The sequence below is a fragment of the Halioxenophilus aromaticivorans genome, from assembly GCF_042850945.1.
Taxonomy (GTDB): domain Bacteria; phylum Pseudomonadota; class Gammaproteobacteria; order Pseudomonadales; family Cellvibrionaceae; genus Halioxenophilus; species Halioxenophilus aromaticivorans.
In genome coordinates this window covers 4,021,728-4,039,642 of record NZ_AP031496.1, presented here as the reverse complement: position 1 = coordinate 4,039,642, position 17,915 = coordinate 4,021,728, and the positions used below count along the sequence as shown (strand labels likewise).

12 protein-coding genes are annotated in these 17,915 nt (G+C 50.5%); 8 read left to right on the top strand and 4 right to left on the bottom strand.

Annotated elements, in window-relative coordinates; all coding sequences use genetic code 11:
- Positions 1-537: 537 nt before the first annotated feature.
- Both ACGHM3_RS17320 and ACGHM3_RS17315 read right to left on the bottom strand, forming a co-directional pair.
- Positions 538-1,767 (bottom strand): acetyl-CoA C-acetyltransferase, encoded by a 1,230-nt coding sequence (locus tag ACGHM3_RS17320; RefSeq protein ID WP_345425653.1) that lies wholly within the window; start codon positions 1,765-1,767, stop codon positions 538-540.
- Positions 1,768-1,793: 26 nt separating this feature from the next.
- Positions 1,794-3,341, bottom strand: coding sequence for a long-chain-fatty-acid--CoA ligase (locus ACGHM3_RS17315; RefSeq protein WP_345425651.1), 1,548 nt, complete (start codon positions 3,339-3,341; stop codon positions 1,794-1,796).
- A gap of 96 nt (positions 3,342-3,437) precedes the next feature.
- Here ACGHM3_RS17315 and ACGHM3_RS17310 point away from each other — a divergent pair, with 96 nt between their 5' ends.
- The 6 genes from ACGHM3_RS17310 to ACGHM3_RS17285 all read left to right on the top strand — a co-directional run bounded on the left by ACGHM3_RS17310 (position 3,438) and on the right by ACGHM3_RS17285 (position 10,566).
- Positions 3,438-5,657 (top strand): acyl-CoA dehydrogenase, encoded by a 2,220-nt coding sequence (locus ACGHM3_RS17310; RefSeq protein WP_345425649.1) that lies wholly within the window; start codon positions 3,438-3,440, stop codon positions 5,655-5,657.
- A 77-nt stretch (positions 5,658-5,734) separates the two neighbouring features.
- Entirely contained in the window at positions 5,735-6,892 is a 1,158-nt protein-coding gene (locus ACGHM3_RS17305; protein ID WP_345425647.1) for an acetyl-CoA acetyltransferase, read from the top strand.
- Between the two features lie 63 nt (positions 6,893-6,955).
- A complete protein-coding gene (locus tag ACGHM3_RS17300) occupies positions 6,956-7,759 on the top strand; it encodes an enoyl-CoA hydratase-related protein (protein ID WP_345425644.1) in 804 nt (267 codons plus the stop codon).
- Between the two features lie 208 nt (positions 7,760-7,967).
- Positions 7,968-8,846 (top strand): alpha/beta hydrolase, encoded by an 879-nt coding sequence (locus tag ACGHM3_RS17295; protein WP_345425642.1) that lies wholly within the window; start codon positions 7,968-7,970, stop codon positions 8,844-8,846.
- A 31-nt stretch (positions 8,847-8,877) separates the two neighbouring features.
- On the top strand, positions 8,878-9,654 hold the full coding sequence (locus ACGHM3_RS17290) for an enoyl-CoA hydratase/isomerase family protein (protein WP_345425640.1): 777 nt from the start codon (positions 8,878-8,880) through the stop codon (positions 9,652-9,654).
- Between the two features lie 54 nt (positions 9,655-9,708).
- Entirely contained in the window at positions 9,709-10,566 is an 858-nt protein-coding gene (locus tag ACGHM3_RS17285) for a MaoC/PaaZ C-terminal domain-containing protein (RefSeq protein WP_345425636.1), read from the top strand.
- An 82-nt stretch (positions 10,567-10,648) separates the two neighbouring features.
- Here ACGHM3_RS17285 and ACGHM3_RS17280 read toward each other — a convergent pair whose 3' ends face one another.
- Positions 10,649-11,536, bottom strand: a complete 888-nt coding sequence (locus tag ACGHM3_RS17280) for a MaoC/PaaZ C-terminal domain-containing protein (protein WP_345425634.1) — start codon at positions 11,534-11,536, stop codon at positions 10,649-10,651.
- Positions 11,537-11,875: 339 nt separating this feature from the next.
- Between ACGHM3_RS17280 and ACGHM3_RS17275 the strand changes: the two genes are divergently transcribed.
- Positions 11,876-13,366: a fatty acid--CoA ligase family protein gene (locus ACGHM3_RS17275; RefSeq protein WP_345425631.1), complete on the top strand. Its 1,491-nt coding sequence runs from the start codon at positions 11,876-11,878 to the stop codon at positions 13,364-13,366.
- Positions 13,367-13,462: 96 nt separating this feature from the next.
- Here ACGHM3_RS17275 and ACGHM3_RS17270 read toward each other — a convergent pair whose 3' ends face one another.
- Entirely contained in the window at positions 13,463-14,263 is an 801-nt protein-coding gene (locus ACGHM3_RS17270) for an enoyl-CoA hydratase (RefSeq protein WP_345425628.1), read from the bottom strand.
- Positions 14,264-15,286: 1,023 nt separating this feature from the next.
- Here ACGHM3_RS17270 and ACGHM3_RS17265 point away from each other — a divergent pair.
- Positions 15,287-17,782, top strand: a complete 2,496-nt coding sequence (locus ACGHM3_RS17265; RefSeq protein WP_345425626.1) for a TonB-dependent receptor domain-containing protein — start codon at positions 15,287-15,289, stop codon at positions 17,780-17,782.
- Positions 17,783-17,915: the final 133 nt, after the last annotated feature.

Sequence of the window (17,915 nt, the reverse complement as noted above, 5' to 3'; positions counted from 1 at the left end):
TATAAATTACCTAATGGCAAGCTGCGCTATCAAGCTATATACGGTCGCATTTTGGTGGGGGCTCGACGACACTACTTTCAGGCTTATCCCAGCGGGCAGGAGCTGTATTTTCACTCATTGTTGATGAAAACCGTTCAGCTAGGCCCACTGTGTTTCTCGTTTAGCGTCTAGTTGAGCGAAAAAATCGCCGCCAGCAGTGGCATCAGATTAATGTTAACTGGCCTTAGGCCAAAGTCTATTTGACCCTCACGGTGGTCATCATTAACCGTTTTGTCGCTTTACCAGCTTTACTAAAAAGCCGCGCAAGTTATACCGTTTGCGGCATTTAACCGGTGTGATGGTGGTTTACGGTATAGCACAACGCGACGCCCTGGATGGGGTGTTTAGGGTCGTGTTTTAACGAGCGGTGTTGCGGGGCACTGGTGGCGCCAGGTGCGTGTTGGGTTGGCCTGCCTGGAAGCCAACCCAATCAAGTAGATTATACTGTCCGTTATGGCCAGTTCTGTTACTCAAGATCGCACGTGCCGGTGTTGTCGATTACAGCCTTTCAATGATAATGGCTGGTGCCATGCCACCGGCTGCACACATCGTGATAAGTGCTAAGGATTTGTCCTGCCGTTCCAGTTCGTCTAGCGCGGTACCGATTAACATGGCGCCGGTAGCGCCAACGGGGTGACCCATGGCGATAGCGCCGCCGTTGATATTTACCCTTGATGGGTCGAGGTTTAAGTCGCGCATGTACTTTAATGCAACCACCGCAAAGGCTTCGTTGATTTCGAATAGATCAATATCACGGGTGCTCATGCCCGCTTTTGACAGTACTTTGCGGGCGGCATCGACGGGAGCATTGAGAATGTATTCCGGTTTGTGGCCCATGTTCGCCATGGCTCGAATGCGTGCCCGTGGTTTAAGGTTGTTAGCTTTAGCGTATTGGGGTGACGCCAAAATCAGCGCGCCGGCCCCGTCTACTACGCCTGAAGAGGTGCCGGCGTGGTGTCGGTGATCTATTTTAACACCGGGCCAATGTTGTTCGATCAATTGACGAAACGTGACCCCGGAATCGAAGAATGGTAAATCCATAACCATCCCAAAGGTGGGTTCCATCTGCGCCAATGTTTCGTAGGTGGTACTGGGTCTGGGGTACTCTTCCTGGTCTAATGCTAGGCTACCGTCTTGCCGATAGACAGGAACCAAACTGCGATCGAAGCGGCCTTGCGTAATCGCAACATGAGCCCGTCGTTGAGACTCTGCGCCGAAGCGATCAAGCGCTTCGCGGCTGAAGCCCTCTTCGTTGGCGATAAGATCAGCCATTATGCCAACGTTGGTCATTGGGTATTGTTCGCGCAGGCGAAGGTTCCAGACATCCGTAGGTTGCGCCATTACCTTAGGCACGCACATCGACATCATTTCTACGCCACCGGTAACAACCAAATCTTCCATACCGGCCATGATGCTCGCAGCACCTATGTTGGTCGCGCTAATACCGGAACCGCAAAAGCGATCAACTGTGATGCCCGATGCGTTAATGCTAAAGCCTGCGTCTAATGCAGCCATGCGCGCGATGTCACTGGATTGGGTGCCGATTTGGGCCGAGCAGCCTACAATTACATCGTCTATGTCGGCTGTATTGAGGTCATTACGCTCGGCTAAAAACTTGAGCACGGTTGATAAAACGTGTTGGGGGTGTATATCGGCTAACGCCCCTTTACCCACCTTGCCAATGGCGCGAGGGGTGCGAGCGGCGTCAATGATCCATGCTTCATTCATAGTGGTTTCCTGTAGTTTACGGCTTGTCAGCTCTGTAATAGAGCTCGCAACGCTTTCTTATCAATTTTACCGGTAGGCATTTTGGTAATGTGATCCACAGCAATAACGGATCGTGGTTTTTTATAGCTGGCTATCTGTTTACGGGTGTGTTCGATTATTTCTGTTTCGGTCGGCTGTTCATTGGCTTTAAACACCACCACCGCACAGACCGCTTCGCCCCATTTTTCATCCGGCAGGCCGATCACGGCGCATTCACTGATCGCCGGATGCGTTAACACTGCGTCTTCCACTTCACGAGAATAAATGTTCTCGCCACCGGAAATAATCACGTCTTTTTTTCGATCGATTAGGTAGAGCATGCCATCCGCATCGAACTTGCCGACGTCGCCGGAATAACACCAGCCATCGCGAAAAGTTTCTAAAGTGGCCGCATGGTTATTCCAATATCCGCGTGCCATAGCCACCGATTGCACAACAATTTCCCCGGGTTCGCCGATCGGGCAATCGCTACCGTTGTCGTCCACAATTCGAATGCGAGTATTGGGAAACGGCTGCCCGACCGAACTTAGCCATTGTTGTTCTCGTGCCGTACCGTAGGGGCGATGTTGCTCGCGTAATAAGCCCGAGCTGAATACTTCGGTTTGGCCATATAGGTTAACGAAAATATTGCCGAGTTTTTCGATACCGCGTTTAAGCAGCGGTAGGGGCATGGCCGCGGCGGAGTAAACCACGGTATGGACACGTGTAAAGTGCGTGGTTTCAATATCGGGGTGATCGAGCACCATTTGCACCAGCGTGGGAGCCAAATGCAATATGCTGACGTTATCGTGGGTAACGCTGTGCAGCAGTGCGCCGGGGTCAAATTGGCGGTGTAGCACAACACAGCCGCCACGAAAATGCGTGCCCAGTTGCATGGCGGTAGCGCCGATATGGAACAATGGCATTACCAGTAAAATTCGATCACTTGGCCCGGAGCGGGTTTCAGTCGCCATGCACTGGGCTGAGTTGCGCATCTCACGCTGGCCGAGAATACAGCCTTTGGGTTTGCCGGTTGTACCGCTGGTATAAATTAAGCATGCGATGTCATCTTCTCGAGCTGTAAACGTTGAACCCTCGTCGTCACCGCAGGCCAGTAATTGTTCGAAACCGATCGACCAATCTGTGCTGTCGCCTATACAGACGAAGATTTCCACTGAGGGCAATTGATCCCGTAATTGATCAATAATCGGCAAATACTGTGCTTCAAAAAACAGTACACGCGGCGAGCTGTCGTTGATGATGTACGCCATCTCCGGCGGCGCTAAGCGAAAGTTAACGGTAGCGACTATGATTCCGCTCCATTGTCCGGCCGCCATAATTTGCGTAAAAGGCAGAGAGTTCATGGACACTATGCCGATTCTGTCCTGGCGGCGAACGCCGGCTTTTTCCAGGGCTGAGGCGATTTTTTTTGCCCCGGTAAGCAATTGCCCGTGGGTCAACAGCTGATCTTCCATCACATAAGCCGGTTGGTCGTAGAAGCGACTGGCGTTGTCTTCCAGAGTGTCTCCTAACGTTAAAGGTAGGTACTCGCGCATGGGCGTTGCTCCATTAGCATCGGATTTATATGTATTGAAAACTGATGGATAGTTAGTTTAACATGGGTTCCATTACTCGTACATGGATAACAATGCATGAATCTTTACTTGTCCGACGAACAGCGCATGTTGCGCGAATCCATGGCTAAACTGTTTTCCACGGAGTCCACGTCAGAGCGTTTACGTGCGGCTGAAACCGAAGGCATCGACGCCGCTCTATGGCGTCGGGTTGTTGCGGCTGGCATTGCGATGCTGCGGGTTCCACAACAGGCAGGCGGGCTAGAAAGCTCGTTATTGGATGCCTTGTTGGTTGCGGAGGAAGCGGGCCGTTACATCGCTGCTGCACCGATTGTTGAGATCTTAGTTGCCACCCGCTTATTGGGCTTAGCCAGTACCGATAATACGGCTGCGCAGGAATGGTTGGAGCGCGTCTTTGATGGCGCGATTATTTCGTTAGCCTTGCACGACGTTCAGGTGTGTCCACAACAAGTGGTGCCCGCAGGTTTAATAGCTGATGCAGTGTTAATTCTTAATGGCGAGCAGCTTATTTTGTGCAGTGGCTTTGCCGCGCGACAACGGCAAGCCAATTTAGGGTCTGATGCGATAGCGCAATTGACACTGCCGCAGGATGCCGGTGAGCGGATGGTGTTGTGTGAAGGCAATCGGGCAGCCGAACTGTTTCAGGCCGCCATTGAGGAGTGGAAATTGTTAACGGCAGCGCGTTTGGCTGGGCTGTCGCGCCAGGGTTTGCAAATGGCGGCTGATTATTCCAAAGAGCGTTTTGCGTTTGGTAGCCCTATAGGCAGCTTTCAGGGTATTTCTCACCCATTGGCCGATGCGATAACGGAAACAGAAGGCGCGCAGTTATTAACCTGGCGGGCCGCTTGGGCAATAGCCAAAGGCCGAGTAGACGCTGCCGCGAGCGTGTCCATGGCGTATTGGTGGGCCGCTCAGATGGCCTCGAAATCCATGACGCGTGCCTTGCGTACCTTTGGTGGTTACGGTGTGTCGTTGGAATACGACATCCAAATGTACTACCGCAAGTCGAAATCGGCGGTTTTACCGTTGGGGGATCCCCAGCAAGAATTGCATCAGATAGGACAACGACTTTGGCACGGTGTCTCCGTGGCGTTACCCAATGCCGGCCAAATTGACTTGGACTTCAGCCTCGGTGAACGGGCCGAAGCGTTTGGCGCTGAAGTCGCCGCATACTTTGAAACCAATATGACGCCCGAGTTACGAGCCCATGCTCACCATTCGGTGGCAGGGTTTCACCCAGCGTTTAATAAGCAGTTGGCCCGTGATGGTTTGCTGTTTCCGCATTGGCCAAAACAATACGGAGGCCAAGAGCGTGATGCCTATGATCTGGCAGCCATGACAGCGGTTCTAGAAGCCAATGGCTGGGAGCACGTCACCGCACCCATTACCAACCAGGTAGCACAGATTTTGATGTTGTTTGCCTGTGATGAAGTGAAAGAAGAGGTGTTGACTCGTTTTGGTAGTGGCGAATCTCTTGCCTGTATGGGGTTTACCGAGCCTTCGTGTGGTTGCGATGTTTTTGCGGCTAAAACTAAAGCTGAAAAACAAAAAGACGGCCGCTGGTTGATCAACGGACAGAAAATTTTTACCACTGCAGCGAACTTGGCCGATTACTGTTTCTTATTGGCCAGAACCAATCCAGATAAACCAAAGCACGCCGGGTTAAGTGTGTTTTTGGTGCCGATGCAGTCCCCGGGGATAGAAGTGCATGCTGTGCACACGTTGCAGGATGAGCGAACGAATATCGTTTATTTTAGCGATGTTTACCTGGAAGACAAATATCTAATCGGTCCTCTAGATGGCGGCTTGAAAGTGATGGCCAGTACGTTGGAGATGGAGCATGGTGCAGCCGATCAGTATCGTCATGGTCACGTTTCGATGGTGCATGCTACTGAGCAGTGGGCATTAAACGCCAAACGTTTAGGGCAACCGCTGCTTAATGATCGCGATGCCTGTGATCGTTTAGCGCGTGCCAAAACCCATCTTGAAGTATCTACGGTGCTTTGCCGACGAGCGATTTGGGCTTTGCAAGAAAAAATACACAGCCGCTATTGGGGGCCAATGGCCAAATATTTTGCGTGTGAGATGTACCAGACCGACGCGTTGGATCTTATGGATCTCACCGCGCCCGACAGTATTTTTGCCAGCAACCAGGGTTTGGGGCATGTGGAGTTGGGTTATCGACAATCCATCGGTACGACCATTTATGGTGGCACCAGTGAGGTGCAGCGTTCGTTGGTAGCAGAGCAAGCCCTGGCGATGCCCAAGTCCCGCTAACCCCAATTTGGCGGATTAACGGCGTGCGAATTGGCTGGTGTCAAACCTGCTTGCCGAAAAAACCAGTAAGGAAGATTATGGAAACATTTCCGCGAGGCAATACGGCCATTGTTGGTGCCGCCACTTTTGGTATGGGTGAGGCGCCGGGTTATAAACCGCTGGACTTAGCCGCCAATGCCGCCAAGCTTGCCCTAGCCGATGCCAATTTGCGTTTAGCCGACGTAGACGGTTTATTTGTTTGTACCGGTGACGATGCGTTGTCGGGTTTATCGGCAGCTGAATACTTAGGTATACGGCCACGGTTTACCGATAACAATAGAACCGGAGGATCAGCGTTTGTATCTCACGCGATTACCGCCGCTATTATGCTTGAGGCGGGTTACATCGATACGGCGTTAATCCTCTACGGCAGCAATCAACGCACAGGCGCTGGTGGGTTGGTCTCTATGCGGCAGGCGTCGCCTTACGAGAAACCGTATCGCCCAATGAATCCGCTCTCATCTTATGCGTTGGCCGCTGCTCGGCATATACACGAGTACGGTACCCGTCGTGAAAGTTTGGCGGAGGTCGCGGTTGCTGCCAGAAAGTGGGCCAACCTGAATCCCGATGCCTTTATGTATGGTAAAGGCGATTTAAGTATCGACGACTGTATGAATGCTCGCGTGATTTCAGACCCATTAGTTAAAACCGATTGCTGTTTAATTACCGATGGTGCAGCAGCCATTGTTATGACTCGATCAGAGCGAGCTAAAGATTTAGTTAAGCAGCCGGTTTTTGTGTTGGGTGGCGCGGCGGCGGTTTGGCATTCCAATGTTGATCAGATGCAGGATTTAACCGTTACGCCTGCGGCGGAGTCCGGCCAGCGAGCGTTCGCATTGTCGGGTTATAAGCCCGCCGATATGGACGTGGTTAATGTCTACGACGCGTTTACGATTAACACCATATTGTTTCTTGAAGATTTGGGCTTTTGTGCCAAGGGCGAAGGTGGCGATTTTGTGTCTGGAGGCCGCATCGCGCCGGGTGGCTCACTGGCCGTAAATACTAATGGCGGAGGCTTATCTTGCTGTCATCCGGGAATGTACGGTTTGTTTACGATCGTTGAAAACTGCATGCAATTGCGTTCTCAGGCGGGTCGGCGTCAGGTAGCAAATGCTAAGCTGGCGGTTTCTCACGCCAACGGCGGTACACTGTCCAGTCAGGCGACATTGGTTATGGGGTTGGAAGAAACCCTTTAATTACCGATTAATAATAATTAACGGCACTTGTTTTAGGTTAAGGCCTCTATCGGAGCATATTACATGTCAGATGATTTTTTCAGTCGTTACGAATTTTTTAAGTTCGAGCGCAACGGCAAAATACTCAATATTATTCTTAATAATCCAGAAAAGCTGAATTGTTTTAGTGAGACCGGGCACCGCGAGTTGTCGCGCGTATTTTTTGATGCGGCCGAAGACCTTGACAGTGAAATAATTGTGGTTACCGGTGCCGGCCGGGCATTTACCGCCGGGGGTGATTTGGAATACATGCAAAAGTTACGTGATAACCCTGAATTAATGCATCGTACTATTCGAGAAGCCAAGCGCTTTGTGTATACATTGCTGGATTGTGAGAAGCCGGTTATTTGCAAAGTTAATGGCGATGCCATCGGTTTGGGTACTACGTTGTCATTCTTAGCTGATATTACCTTCTCAACCGAGACGGCGAAATTTGGTGATCCGCACAATAATGTTGCTCTGATTGCCGGTGACGGTGGCAGTGTTATCTGGCCGCAATTAATGGGGTATGCGCGTGCCAAACATTACTTATTTACTGGGGATATACTCAGCGGTAGCAAAGCACAAGAGTTGGGTTTAATTCATCAAGCCGTACCGGCCGAAGCATTAAATGCTGAAGTTGATGCGTATTGCCAGCGGTTATTGGCTATGCCAATGCAATCGGTTCGGTGGACCAAGCAGGTGATTAATATCCCATTAAAACAGCTCGCTCACAGCATGATGGATGCGGGAATGGCCTATGAGCACATCGCTGGTCAAACGCAGGATCACCAAGAAGCTATTAACGCGTTTCGTGAGCGACGCAAGCCGGTATTCAAGGGTAAATAAACGTATTTTAGGGTAGGGCGTTTACCTGTGGGAGCCGTTTCATTGAATCAAAATAAAATAAACACGATTTCTAATTTGTGTGGTTTGCTGCTTGATGTAAAAAATGACGTTGGCTCTCAATCGCGCTGTCATCAGAACACAATATTTAGCCCTTTTCGTGGCGTATTGTTGATATTGTTTATCCTTTGCGCCAAAAAGGTTGAAGGTCATGAGTAAACAGTTGGGTGATGCGCAAAAGCCCGTTACCCATCGGGTATTGAGTCGAGGTGTAAATCTACATGTGGTCGAGCACCTCAAAGACACACCGGATAAACCCGTACTGTTATTAGTGCATGGGCATCGCGCTCATTTATCTTGGTGGGACGGTATTTTACCCATCTTATCCACTCGCTACCGCGTATTTGCGATGGATTTCTCCGGGATGGGTGATAGCGAACGACGTGCAGAAACACGTGGTGCCAACGGTTATAGCCAAGATGGCCACGCTTGGGATTTACAATGCGTTGTGGATTATATTAGCCATTATACGAAGCAGGTTGTGAGCGCAATTATTGCGCACAGCTGGGGAGGGCAAATTACCCTGGTGGCTGCGGCGGCTAACCCCAGTATTGCCAGCCAGTTATTGATCTTGGACAGCTATTGCGTGTTGCCAGGCGAGGTCAGTGAGTTCGGCCCGGTACCCATAGGCAATCGTCGGTTATACCCCAGTGCTGAATTGGCGGCGGCGGCTTTTCGATTATCGCCTCCACAACCAATTGAGCCAAAATTGTTGGTGGCATTGGCTCACAAAAGTATGTGCAATATTGAAGGCGGATGGTGTTGGAAGTTTGATCCGAACCTGTCAAAAATTGAGCCATTAGCACTGGCTGATGTCGCGACTAAATTAACGTTACCTGTATCGATTATTTACGGAACGATGAGCTCAATCGTTAGCGCTGAGCGGGCGGCTAGTGTTGTTCACGCTTTACCGCAAGGTAGGGGGCCCATTGCCGTAGATGGTGCTTACCATCATTTAATGCTGGATCACCCTGAAGATACCGCTCGTGTCGTTATGGGAGTACTTACCGGTAAGGTCGGCTTAGTGTGACAGGCTGTTAAATAAATATTGAGGAAATCGTATGGCTGGTGCCATTTCAGTGACGTCGTACAACGGGATAACCTGTTTGACGTTGGATAATCCTAAAAGCCGCAATGCCCTTTCGACACAAATGGTGATCGACATGATAGCCGCTCTTGAAACGGCGCACGCCGATGTTCGCTGTCGGGCGATAGTGCTGGCCGGGGCAGGTGATCACTTTTGTGCTGGAGGGGATGTGTCCGAGATGCAAGCAGACCGACCGTTGTTGGGCTCGCGCCTGCGTATAGAGCGGGCTCACCGGATCATTCGTCTGCTCAGCGCCGGACCGAAGCCCACAATTTGCGCTGTAGAAGGCATCGCTTACGGTCTTGGGTTGTCTCTGGCGATGGCGTGTGATTGGGTCGTTGCGAGTCAGTCTTCCCGCTTTTGCGCGGTATTCAATAAAGTGGGGCTGATACCCGATATGGGTTTGATGTGGAGTTTACCGCAACGCATTGGTGTCGCTAAAGCCAAACAACTCTTTTTCACGGCGCGCGCTGTTCAATCTGACGAAGCCCAGGATTTGGGTATGATCGATGCGCTTACCGATGTGGGCTGTGCAAAACACAATGCCTTCGTTACGGCCGAACAATGGAGTGGTTCGGCACCGATTCCGGTGGCGCTAGTCAAGGCCGTCTACGCTAAAGGGGAAGCGACTTTAGAGGCGGTCTTGCGCGCAGAAGTTGATCACCAACCTGCCCTGTATTTGACGCAAGACCACGAGGATGGGGTGGCGGCCTTCCGCGAAAAAAGAGCGTCGCACTTTAACGGTAAATAAGCTTTACTGTGTGTTTTTGGCATCTTACTTAATGATCGGTAATTGGCAGTCAATATGGCGACAACCTATACAGAATTAATGCAGTTAAACATTCCAGATGTTCGCAGTAGCTACTGTGCAAAAGACACAATGCTTTACGCGCTCAGCTTGGGTTTGGGAGCCGATCCCTTAAACGAAACCGACTTAACGATGGTTTATGAAAAAGACCTTAAAGCTTTGCCGACGTTACCCGTGGTCTTAGCTCACCCTGGGTTTTGGCCGCGTGAGCAAAAAAGTGGCTTGGATTTCGTTAAAATTGTTCACGGCGGACAATTTATTAAACTGCATAAAACGCTGCCTATTGAGGGCGATATTGTCGGCCGTGGTAAGGTACGAGATGTGATTGATAAGGGTGAGGGCAAAGGCGCTCTGGTGTATTTTGAGCGGTGTTTATTTGATGCTCAGACGAATGAAAAGCTCGTCACGATGGAGCAAACACTTTTTTGTCGTGGGGATGGCGGAATGGGGGGCTCGGGTGGGTCAGCGCCTAAGCCGCATGTTGTTCCCGAGCGCAACGCCGATGTTTCATGGGATTGTAAATTGATGCCACAAACCGCGCTGTTATATCGTTTAAATGGCGATATGAACCCGTTGCATGCTGATCCAAAAATTGCACAGCAGGCGGGTTTTGAGCGGCCTATTTTACAGGGGTTGGCGACCATGGGGGTGGCGGCCGCAGCGCTAACCAAAACAGTTTGCGACGGCGACCCTCAAAAAATAACTGAGTTGGATGTGCGGTTTACTCGCCCTTGTTTTCCCGGTGAAACATTGCGTACTGAAGCCTGGGTGGATGGCGGCGACGTATCGTTTAGGGTTAGCGTGCCAGATCGTAAGGTTACGGTAATCGATAACGGTCGGGCATCGCTTATTTAATGGGTCGCACTATAATCCGGTACCCATCCAATTCTTGGCTGGTCAAGTGTCTATTAACTTTATTATGACGGGTAAACGTGGGCTATTGTAAATCGAATTCCGCTAAACCGTTGGTCATTACTAAGCACTCTCGCTCTAGGCAACTGATGCGAAAGGCGGCTTTGCCTGGGCCGATAAACCACACTTCTGTTTCCAGAGTTTCATCACAAAATACCGGCGCAACGTAGCGCAAGCCTAAGTGTCGAAGGCGCGCTGGTTGATTGTCGCAAGTCAGTTTTAACACGGCTCGGCCAGCGATACCAAACGAGCAAACGCCACGCAACATGGGGGCACTTGACGTTAATAATTCTGTTTTTACGGCTTCAACGAATTCCGGCCCTAATTGATAGGTTGTGTTTTCGCTGGTCGGCGTTGAAAGCTTGATGACCGCATCCGCCGGACGATCGTTTGGTACGGGGGTGGGTTTTGGGCCTCCTGTGGATTGCCCGCCAAAGCCGCCGTTGCCGCGTAAATAGGTGGCAATATTGACCGTTGCAACTAGGCCGTTGCTGTCGTGTAGCTTGCGGTGTTCGTACATTAAAGCGCCTTTGCCCTCGCCTTTATCGTAGATCTCATCAACGCCAAAGGTTGCCGTCAACTCGCCAGTGCTTGGTATGGGGCGTTCGAGGGTAATCGATTCTTCAACGTGCACGGTTTTAGTCCAATCGATTCCCGTGCGCGGATCTTGTGTCCACATTTCGCCCTGATTCATTACCACCGCCATCGTGGGCAATACCGACAGGTGGTCACCTGCAAGTAGGTATTTTGATTCCTCGGCTTGTAGGGGGCCTGCCATTCCTACCCCAATACCTTTTGCATAGGTGATGACATCGGCCTGTGTGTAGCGGCTTATGAGTGGGTCAAATTGCCAGTTCTTAACGGTTTTATAATCGAGTTTGTAAGGCGCAGCAGCGGTGGTTTTCGTAGTCATAAATTTCAATGGTTCCCGTATTCGCGCAGGCTAGAGTTGAGCTAAATCGCAGGAGAGATACGTTTTAGGTATATCGCCTATAAATAACTATATGTCAGTTATGGTAGCGCTTTGTTACCCGGTTTGCCACAATAAACAATAAAATGTCAGTTTTTTAGGTTCTCGGTATGTCGGCCTAATAATTGTTAATATAATGGCAAAGGGGTGTGCTATGGGCCGAGTCGCCGGCCACTCCCCTCCATAGCTAACAAATATTTAGTTAGTGTGTGGTAGCATGGTCGGCGAGCGTGTTTAAGCACATCGATAACAATAGTGGATAGACAGGTATAGGAGTGGCTTATGTCACGAACCGCCCTGGTGGCCCAATTACAGCGGACGATGAGTCGGCCGTGCGGTGATATGGCAATTGACTTTGCCGGTCGGATTTATACTTGGCAATTCGTCCAAGAGTTTAACGAGCAGCTTGGGCATTGCCTGGAACAATTGGGAACGCTGGTAGCCGAGCGGGTGGGGTTTGTGGCGCATACGCGCGCGCACCACGTGGCGTGTCTGTGGGGATTGCTGGCTCATCAACGTGTGCCAGCAATGGTTTACGGTTATCAATCACCGGAAAAAATCGCCGCTGATATTCGTCAGTTACGGTTACCGGTGGTCATCGCGGACACGCAAGACTGGAACGAGCACACATTGGCGGCCGCTCGAGAGGTAGGCACTCAAGCGATCGGTATCAGCGAGGCCGGTGTTTCTATTGTTGACCTTTCGCACACCGTTGCGTCCTTGAGTCAACGTCCTGTTTTACCGGGTGTGGCGGTGGAAACTCTGAGCAGTGGCACCACGGGAACCCCAAAACGGATTCGCTTGTCGTTAGAAAATTTACAGGCCAGCGCTCAAGCGGCAGTGGCCAGTATCCGCAATATGCAAGGTGATGGAGCACAATCTGCGCTGATTATTGCGTTGCCATTGGCAAACATTAGCGGCATATACGCCGTTACTCCCCCTGCCTTAATGGGTAACCCAATAGCCTTAATGGAAAAATTCGACGTCGATATTTGGCTTGAGTTTGTGCGCCGTTATCAACCTTCAACCGCGGACATTCCTCCGGCTGCCATGAGTATGCTAATGCAGCGTGGTGTCGATCGGGAGACTTTAGCTGGGATTAACGTGGTACGCACCGGAGCGGCGCCGTTGGATCGTAAAGTGCACGATTATTTCGTCGACACTTTGGGCATCCCCGTTAATTTAAGTTACGGCGCCAGTGAATTTTGTGGCGTAGTCACGACGTGGACCTCGGCCGATTTGGAACGATTTGGCGACAGCAAACGAGGCAGTTGTGGGCGCCCTTTACCCGGTGTTTCATTACGTGTAATCGATCGCGACAGTGGTGAGATTCTAGGGCCGAATCGGACGGGTATTTTAGAGGTTAACGCTGATCGAGTTGGCCCAGATTGGGTGCGCACCTCTGACTTGGCGCGTCTGGATGATCAGGGGTTCATGTGGTTTGTTGGGCGGGATGACGACACGATCTTTCGGGGCGGTTTCAAACTGGCTCCTGAAGCCATAGCCGAAACCTTGCGGGCTCATCCGGCAATCGCCGACGCCGGCGTTGTCGGGGTGGCAGACGAACGATTGGGTGAGGTTCCTGTGGCGGCATTAGTATTGGCTCAGGGGGCGATAAAACCGGATGCGGTCGCGATGAAAGCGTTCTGTCGGCGTTATCTTAACGCGCAGCAAATACCGGTTGATTTTTTCTGGCTGGAGGCGATACCCAGAACATCCAGCTTAAAGTTGCATACCGTTGAGCTTAAACAGCAAATACGCGTCAAGCGCTAATCCTTTGGCGGCGCTTAACGTGGATGAAAATAGTGAGCAGGCCGGCTGCCTAACAATTGGGTAGGGCAGCTCGGTTACGCCATTAAGTAGGGAGCGCTAGGAGCTCGATTTTTTGCCGCCTTCAACCATGTGGGCGGCGCCTTTATTGACGATGTCCCAAAACTCTTTGGTAGACGAGCTGACAGTGTGCGTATCGAAGTGGGCATTAATCGCGTTGCGATAACCTTGAATGTCCGCAGTACGATTGAGAGAGCGTTTAAGCATGCGCATGGCGTTGGGCGGTGCTTTGGCGATCTGTTGGGCCAGCTTCATCGTGAAGGTTTCCAGTTCCTCGCGCGGGACTACGTGGTTAATCATGCCCCATTCTTTGCCTTCTTGTGCACTTATTCGACCGCCGGTATACAGTAATTCTTTGGCCTTTCTTAGGCCGAGCACCCAAGGGTGCACTAGTGCTTCTACCGAGGCCGCGCCCATGGAGTGCAGGACTGGGTCTGAAAAATAGGCGTCTTCACTGGCAACCATCAAATCGCACGAATTGGCCACCATAAAGCCCGCAGCAATACAGGCACCGCTAACCTCGGCAATGGTAGGTTTGGGAAAATCCCAAATGCGCATGGCGTTACCCAGAAAGTGTTCTTGTTCCCACTGCCAGTGCTGTTCAACAGTATAGTCTCCCCGTAATTTCAGGCCGTCGACCAGGTCGTGGCCGGCTGAAAAATGCTTGCCTGTGCCCCCCAAAATTAATACCCGAACATCGTCGTCGTTTTTGGCGTGCTCCAGGGCGTCGTCCAGTTCAGCGAGTAGTCGTGTTGACTGGGCGTTGCTTTTGTCGGGTCGGTTATGACAAATACGCAGAATGTTACCGGTTTTTTCGTAGCTAATGTCGTTGTATTCCATAGTGGGAAAGGCCTCGAGGGTAAGAGTTTTCGGCTGGGGTAGCGGATCATTGTTATTGTGCGGTCGGTAGTTTGCCGAGCAATCGTGGCGCGGCTTGGTATTTAACTGACCAAGTGTTAGTTAACAAAAATAACACTATGTTATTTTTCTAGCAAGTCAGTTCTTGGCAGTTGGAGTCTTTGCGGTCGGAGGGGGTGGTCTGGAGGGGCGGGGATCGTCTCCTGTTCCAATGGTCGGCGGCGGGATGCACAGGCGCTAGGCCCACAGCAGGGTAGCCCTAAATTGAGTCCGGTCGTTCGCCAGGCCGACAAGGGTGCGTAATTACCTGGGCTCGGATCGTTCGATTTGTACGCTTCTTTTCTCAGGTATTAATTCATCGCTAAGGGAGATCGGCGCTCGAATACCAACCGTCCGTTTCGGATCGGTCTGTTTGCTGAACCCCCAAAACCGGCTAGGCAGAATTACGGTAGAAGATCGCGGGTAGGATACGTTACCCCATTTTGACCGGGGCAAACCAATGTGCTTCGGATGCACATCTGTTCTCTTGCCGTAACTGTGTGCCCACACGGGGGTGCTGATCGCGGTTGATACGCAGCCGGCGTTATCTTTCGAGTGATAGCCAGTGGGATTTAATTAAAAACTATTAATATGTTAGTTAATAATCTTATTCATATACCTTTCTAAAAAATACGGTATTTTAGTTGTTGATTTTGGGTTTGTCTTAGGCTGTTTGGAAATAAATAACGTATCGTCCTTTTTTAAAAGTCAGTAATAAATGCATATTTATGATTAATAATAGCTTTAATGCGAACTTGTTATTACAAAAACTGTTGAAGAGTCATTTTTTCTTGCTATTGGATTTTGGTTGCGGTAAAACTATAAAAATGACAAGTGGTCAGTTTTATCCGTGTCAGGCATTAAGGGTAAAAATGACACATTGTTATTTACTGTTTAAATACCGCTATGAATCAGTAGATACACACCCTAAATAACAATAAAACTAAAATTCTGGAGATTCACGCAATGAGAAGAAGCCTTTCTTTTCGCAAAAATACGATTGTGTTAGCCCTTGCCTCCGCATCAATACCCAGCCTTCATGCGGCCCAACTTGAAGAGATTGTGGTGACGGCTCAAAAGCGCGTGCAAAGCGTCCAGGATGTTCCTATTTCTGTTGACGTCGTGCAGGCCAGGGATCTGGCTAATCGCGCGATCAACAACGCCCAGGATCTGGCCGTATCCACGCCATCCGTTCAATTCCAAAAGGGGGGTATGCCCTTTTCCAACAATTTTGTTATTCGCGGTGTTGGCTCTTTGTCGTTTGAAGGTGGCATTCAGCCCAGCGTTTCGATGGTGGTGGATGGAGTGCCTTTGTCCAGAATCAGCGAGTTTTCGGCCGATGTGGGTGATGTGGAGCGAATCGAAATTCTGCGCGGCCCCCAAGGGACTTTATACGGACGAAACGCGACCGGTGGCGTTGTCAGTATCGTAAGAGCGGCGCCGACCAGCGAAACCGATGGCTATGCACAACAAACGATTACCGGCGATGGGGAATACACAACGCGATTGATGTACAACACGGCGCTGACTGATCACGTTAACATGCGTTTATCGGGAACCTATACAGATCGTGACGAATACATAGACAACGTCAATCCGAATAACCCTGATTTGGGTGGTGAGGAAACGTTTGGCGTGTTGGCTAAATTTAACGTTCGGGTTAGTGAGGGCACAGAGCTTTTATTCAGTGCGGATTATCGCAATCAAAAAACGTCTGAAGGAGCCCAGCACGTTGATGTCGTTGAGTCTGTTGCTAATTCGGGGGCGGCAACCGGAGGTATCGATCCGGTTTCTGGGTTGAGTTACGACGTAATTGGCGCTATCCGTACAGCGGCGATTGGTGCAGGCGACCCTGTGCGCGGACAACAGGCGATTGATGATCCCTTCAAGACTGGCCAGGATTTTGAACAGCAAGGCGATATGGAAGCCTATGGTCTCAGCTTGGATTTGACTCACGAATTGAGCGATAAGCTGACGTTAAAATCGGTGACAGCCTATCGTAGCAGCGCCAGCTATTCCGGTATCGATGTTGACAACTCGGCGGCCAATGCGACGAATCCACTGGGCTTGGGATTGGTGTCTTTGGTGAACACGAATTTTAGTACTCGCCCAGCGGATGAGGCGATAGCGAATGAAGTTGAATATTTTAGCGAAGAGCTGCGCTTAGAAAGTTCGGGTGAAAATATGGATTGGATTGGCGGAATTTATCTAAGCCATATGGAAGAGATAGCCGACAACAGTGCGCCAACGGCGTTATTTAATAACGGCATTTTCCGTGCAGACCCTAAACAATCCACCGCAACGTGGGATAGCTATGCCATCTTTGGGGATCTTACTGTTCAGCTAACCGAATCTTTATCGGCCTTCGCCGGATTGCGCTGGACCCAGGAAGAAATGGACATCGATTATTCGAATGCCGTTTATCAAATTCCGTTTATTGATTTGGGCAGTGGCGTGGTCGTCCCGTCGAGCGCGGTAACGTGGGGGGAGGACTTTTCATCTATCGATGTCGATAACCCGGCGTTAAGTACACCGATTGCCGCGTTCGGTGGGTTGACGTTACTTGATTTATTGACCAGCTCGACCGAATTCAGTCGTCAAGATACGTCTGCTGACTGGAGTGGTCGAATGGGTCTTACGTGGGATTTTTCCTCCGATGCGCAAACTTACTTATCCGTGTCTCGCGGTTTTGTCGGGGCGGGCGCTAACATCGGACGATCTGCCACGGTCGACAACGCCGTGTTAGATCCCTCTATCGCACAAGCCATCGAGCTGGGTTTAAAATCACGCTGGTTTGACGGTTCTGTACAATTAAATGGTGCTCTGTTTTGGCAGGAAGTAGATGATCTACAAAGCTCGAGATTGGTACCGGGCACAATCAATACGGTAACCATCAATGCGGGTACTGTGACGACTCAGGGTTTGGAGCTGAGTGTCGATTGGGGCCCAACCGAATATTTAACCTTAGGCGCCAATATCGCGCTTCAGGATTCTGAACTCAGTGATTTGATACAACCTTGCTATACCGGTCAAACGGCCGTTCAGGGGTGTAGTATTGATAACGGTGGTGGCACGTTTGCCCAAGACGTTTCTGGCAATAACATGATCTACACCCCAGAGTTGGCCTATTCGGTTAGCTCCCGCTACGACATACCGGTCAATACGTTGCCTTTCGATCTATACGCTATGCTCAGTTATACCTGGCAGGACGATGTGCAAATGCAATTAACTTATGACCCGTTGACGGTTCAAGAGCAGTACGGTTTGCTGGATTTGACGCTTGGGTTTGAGAGTAAAGAAGGCAACTGGACGGTATTGGTTATTGGTAAAAATATTACCGATGAGTATTTTGCAAATACGTTGACTGCTTCTGCTGGTTACGCGGGTCAAGGTCGGGTACTTAGCCGATCAACGCGTAACGCGCAAGCATACTGGGGTGTGACCGCGAGGTATAACTTCTAAACACAAGCGGATTGGCTTGCGGCAAAACTGCGTGCCGAAGACGCGCGGTTTTGGCGTATTCGCTCAGTTGATTGAGATGGAATTGATTGTGTGTGATGCGTTCAGGCCATCATGCCCAAAGCGTCAGTGTGGA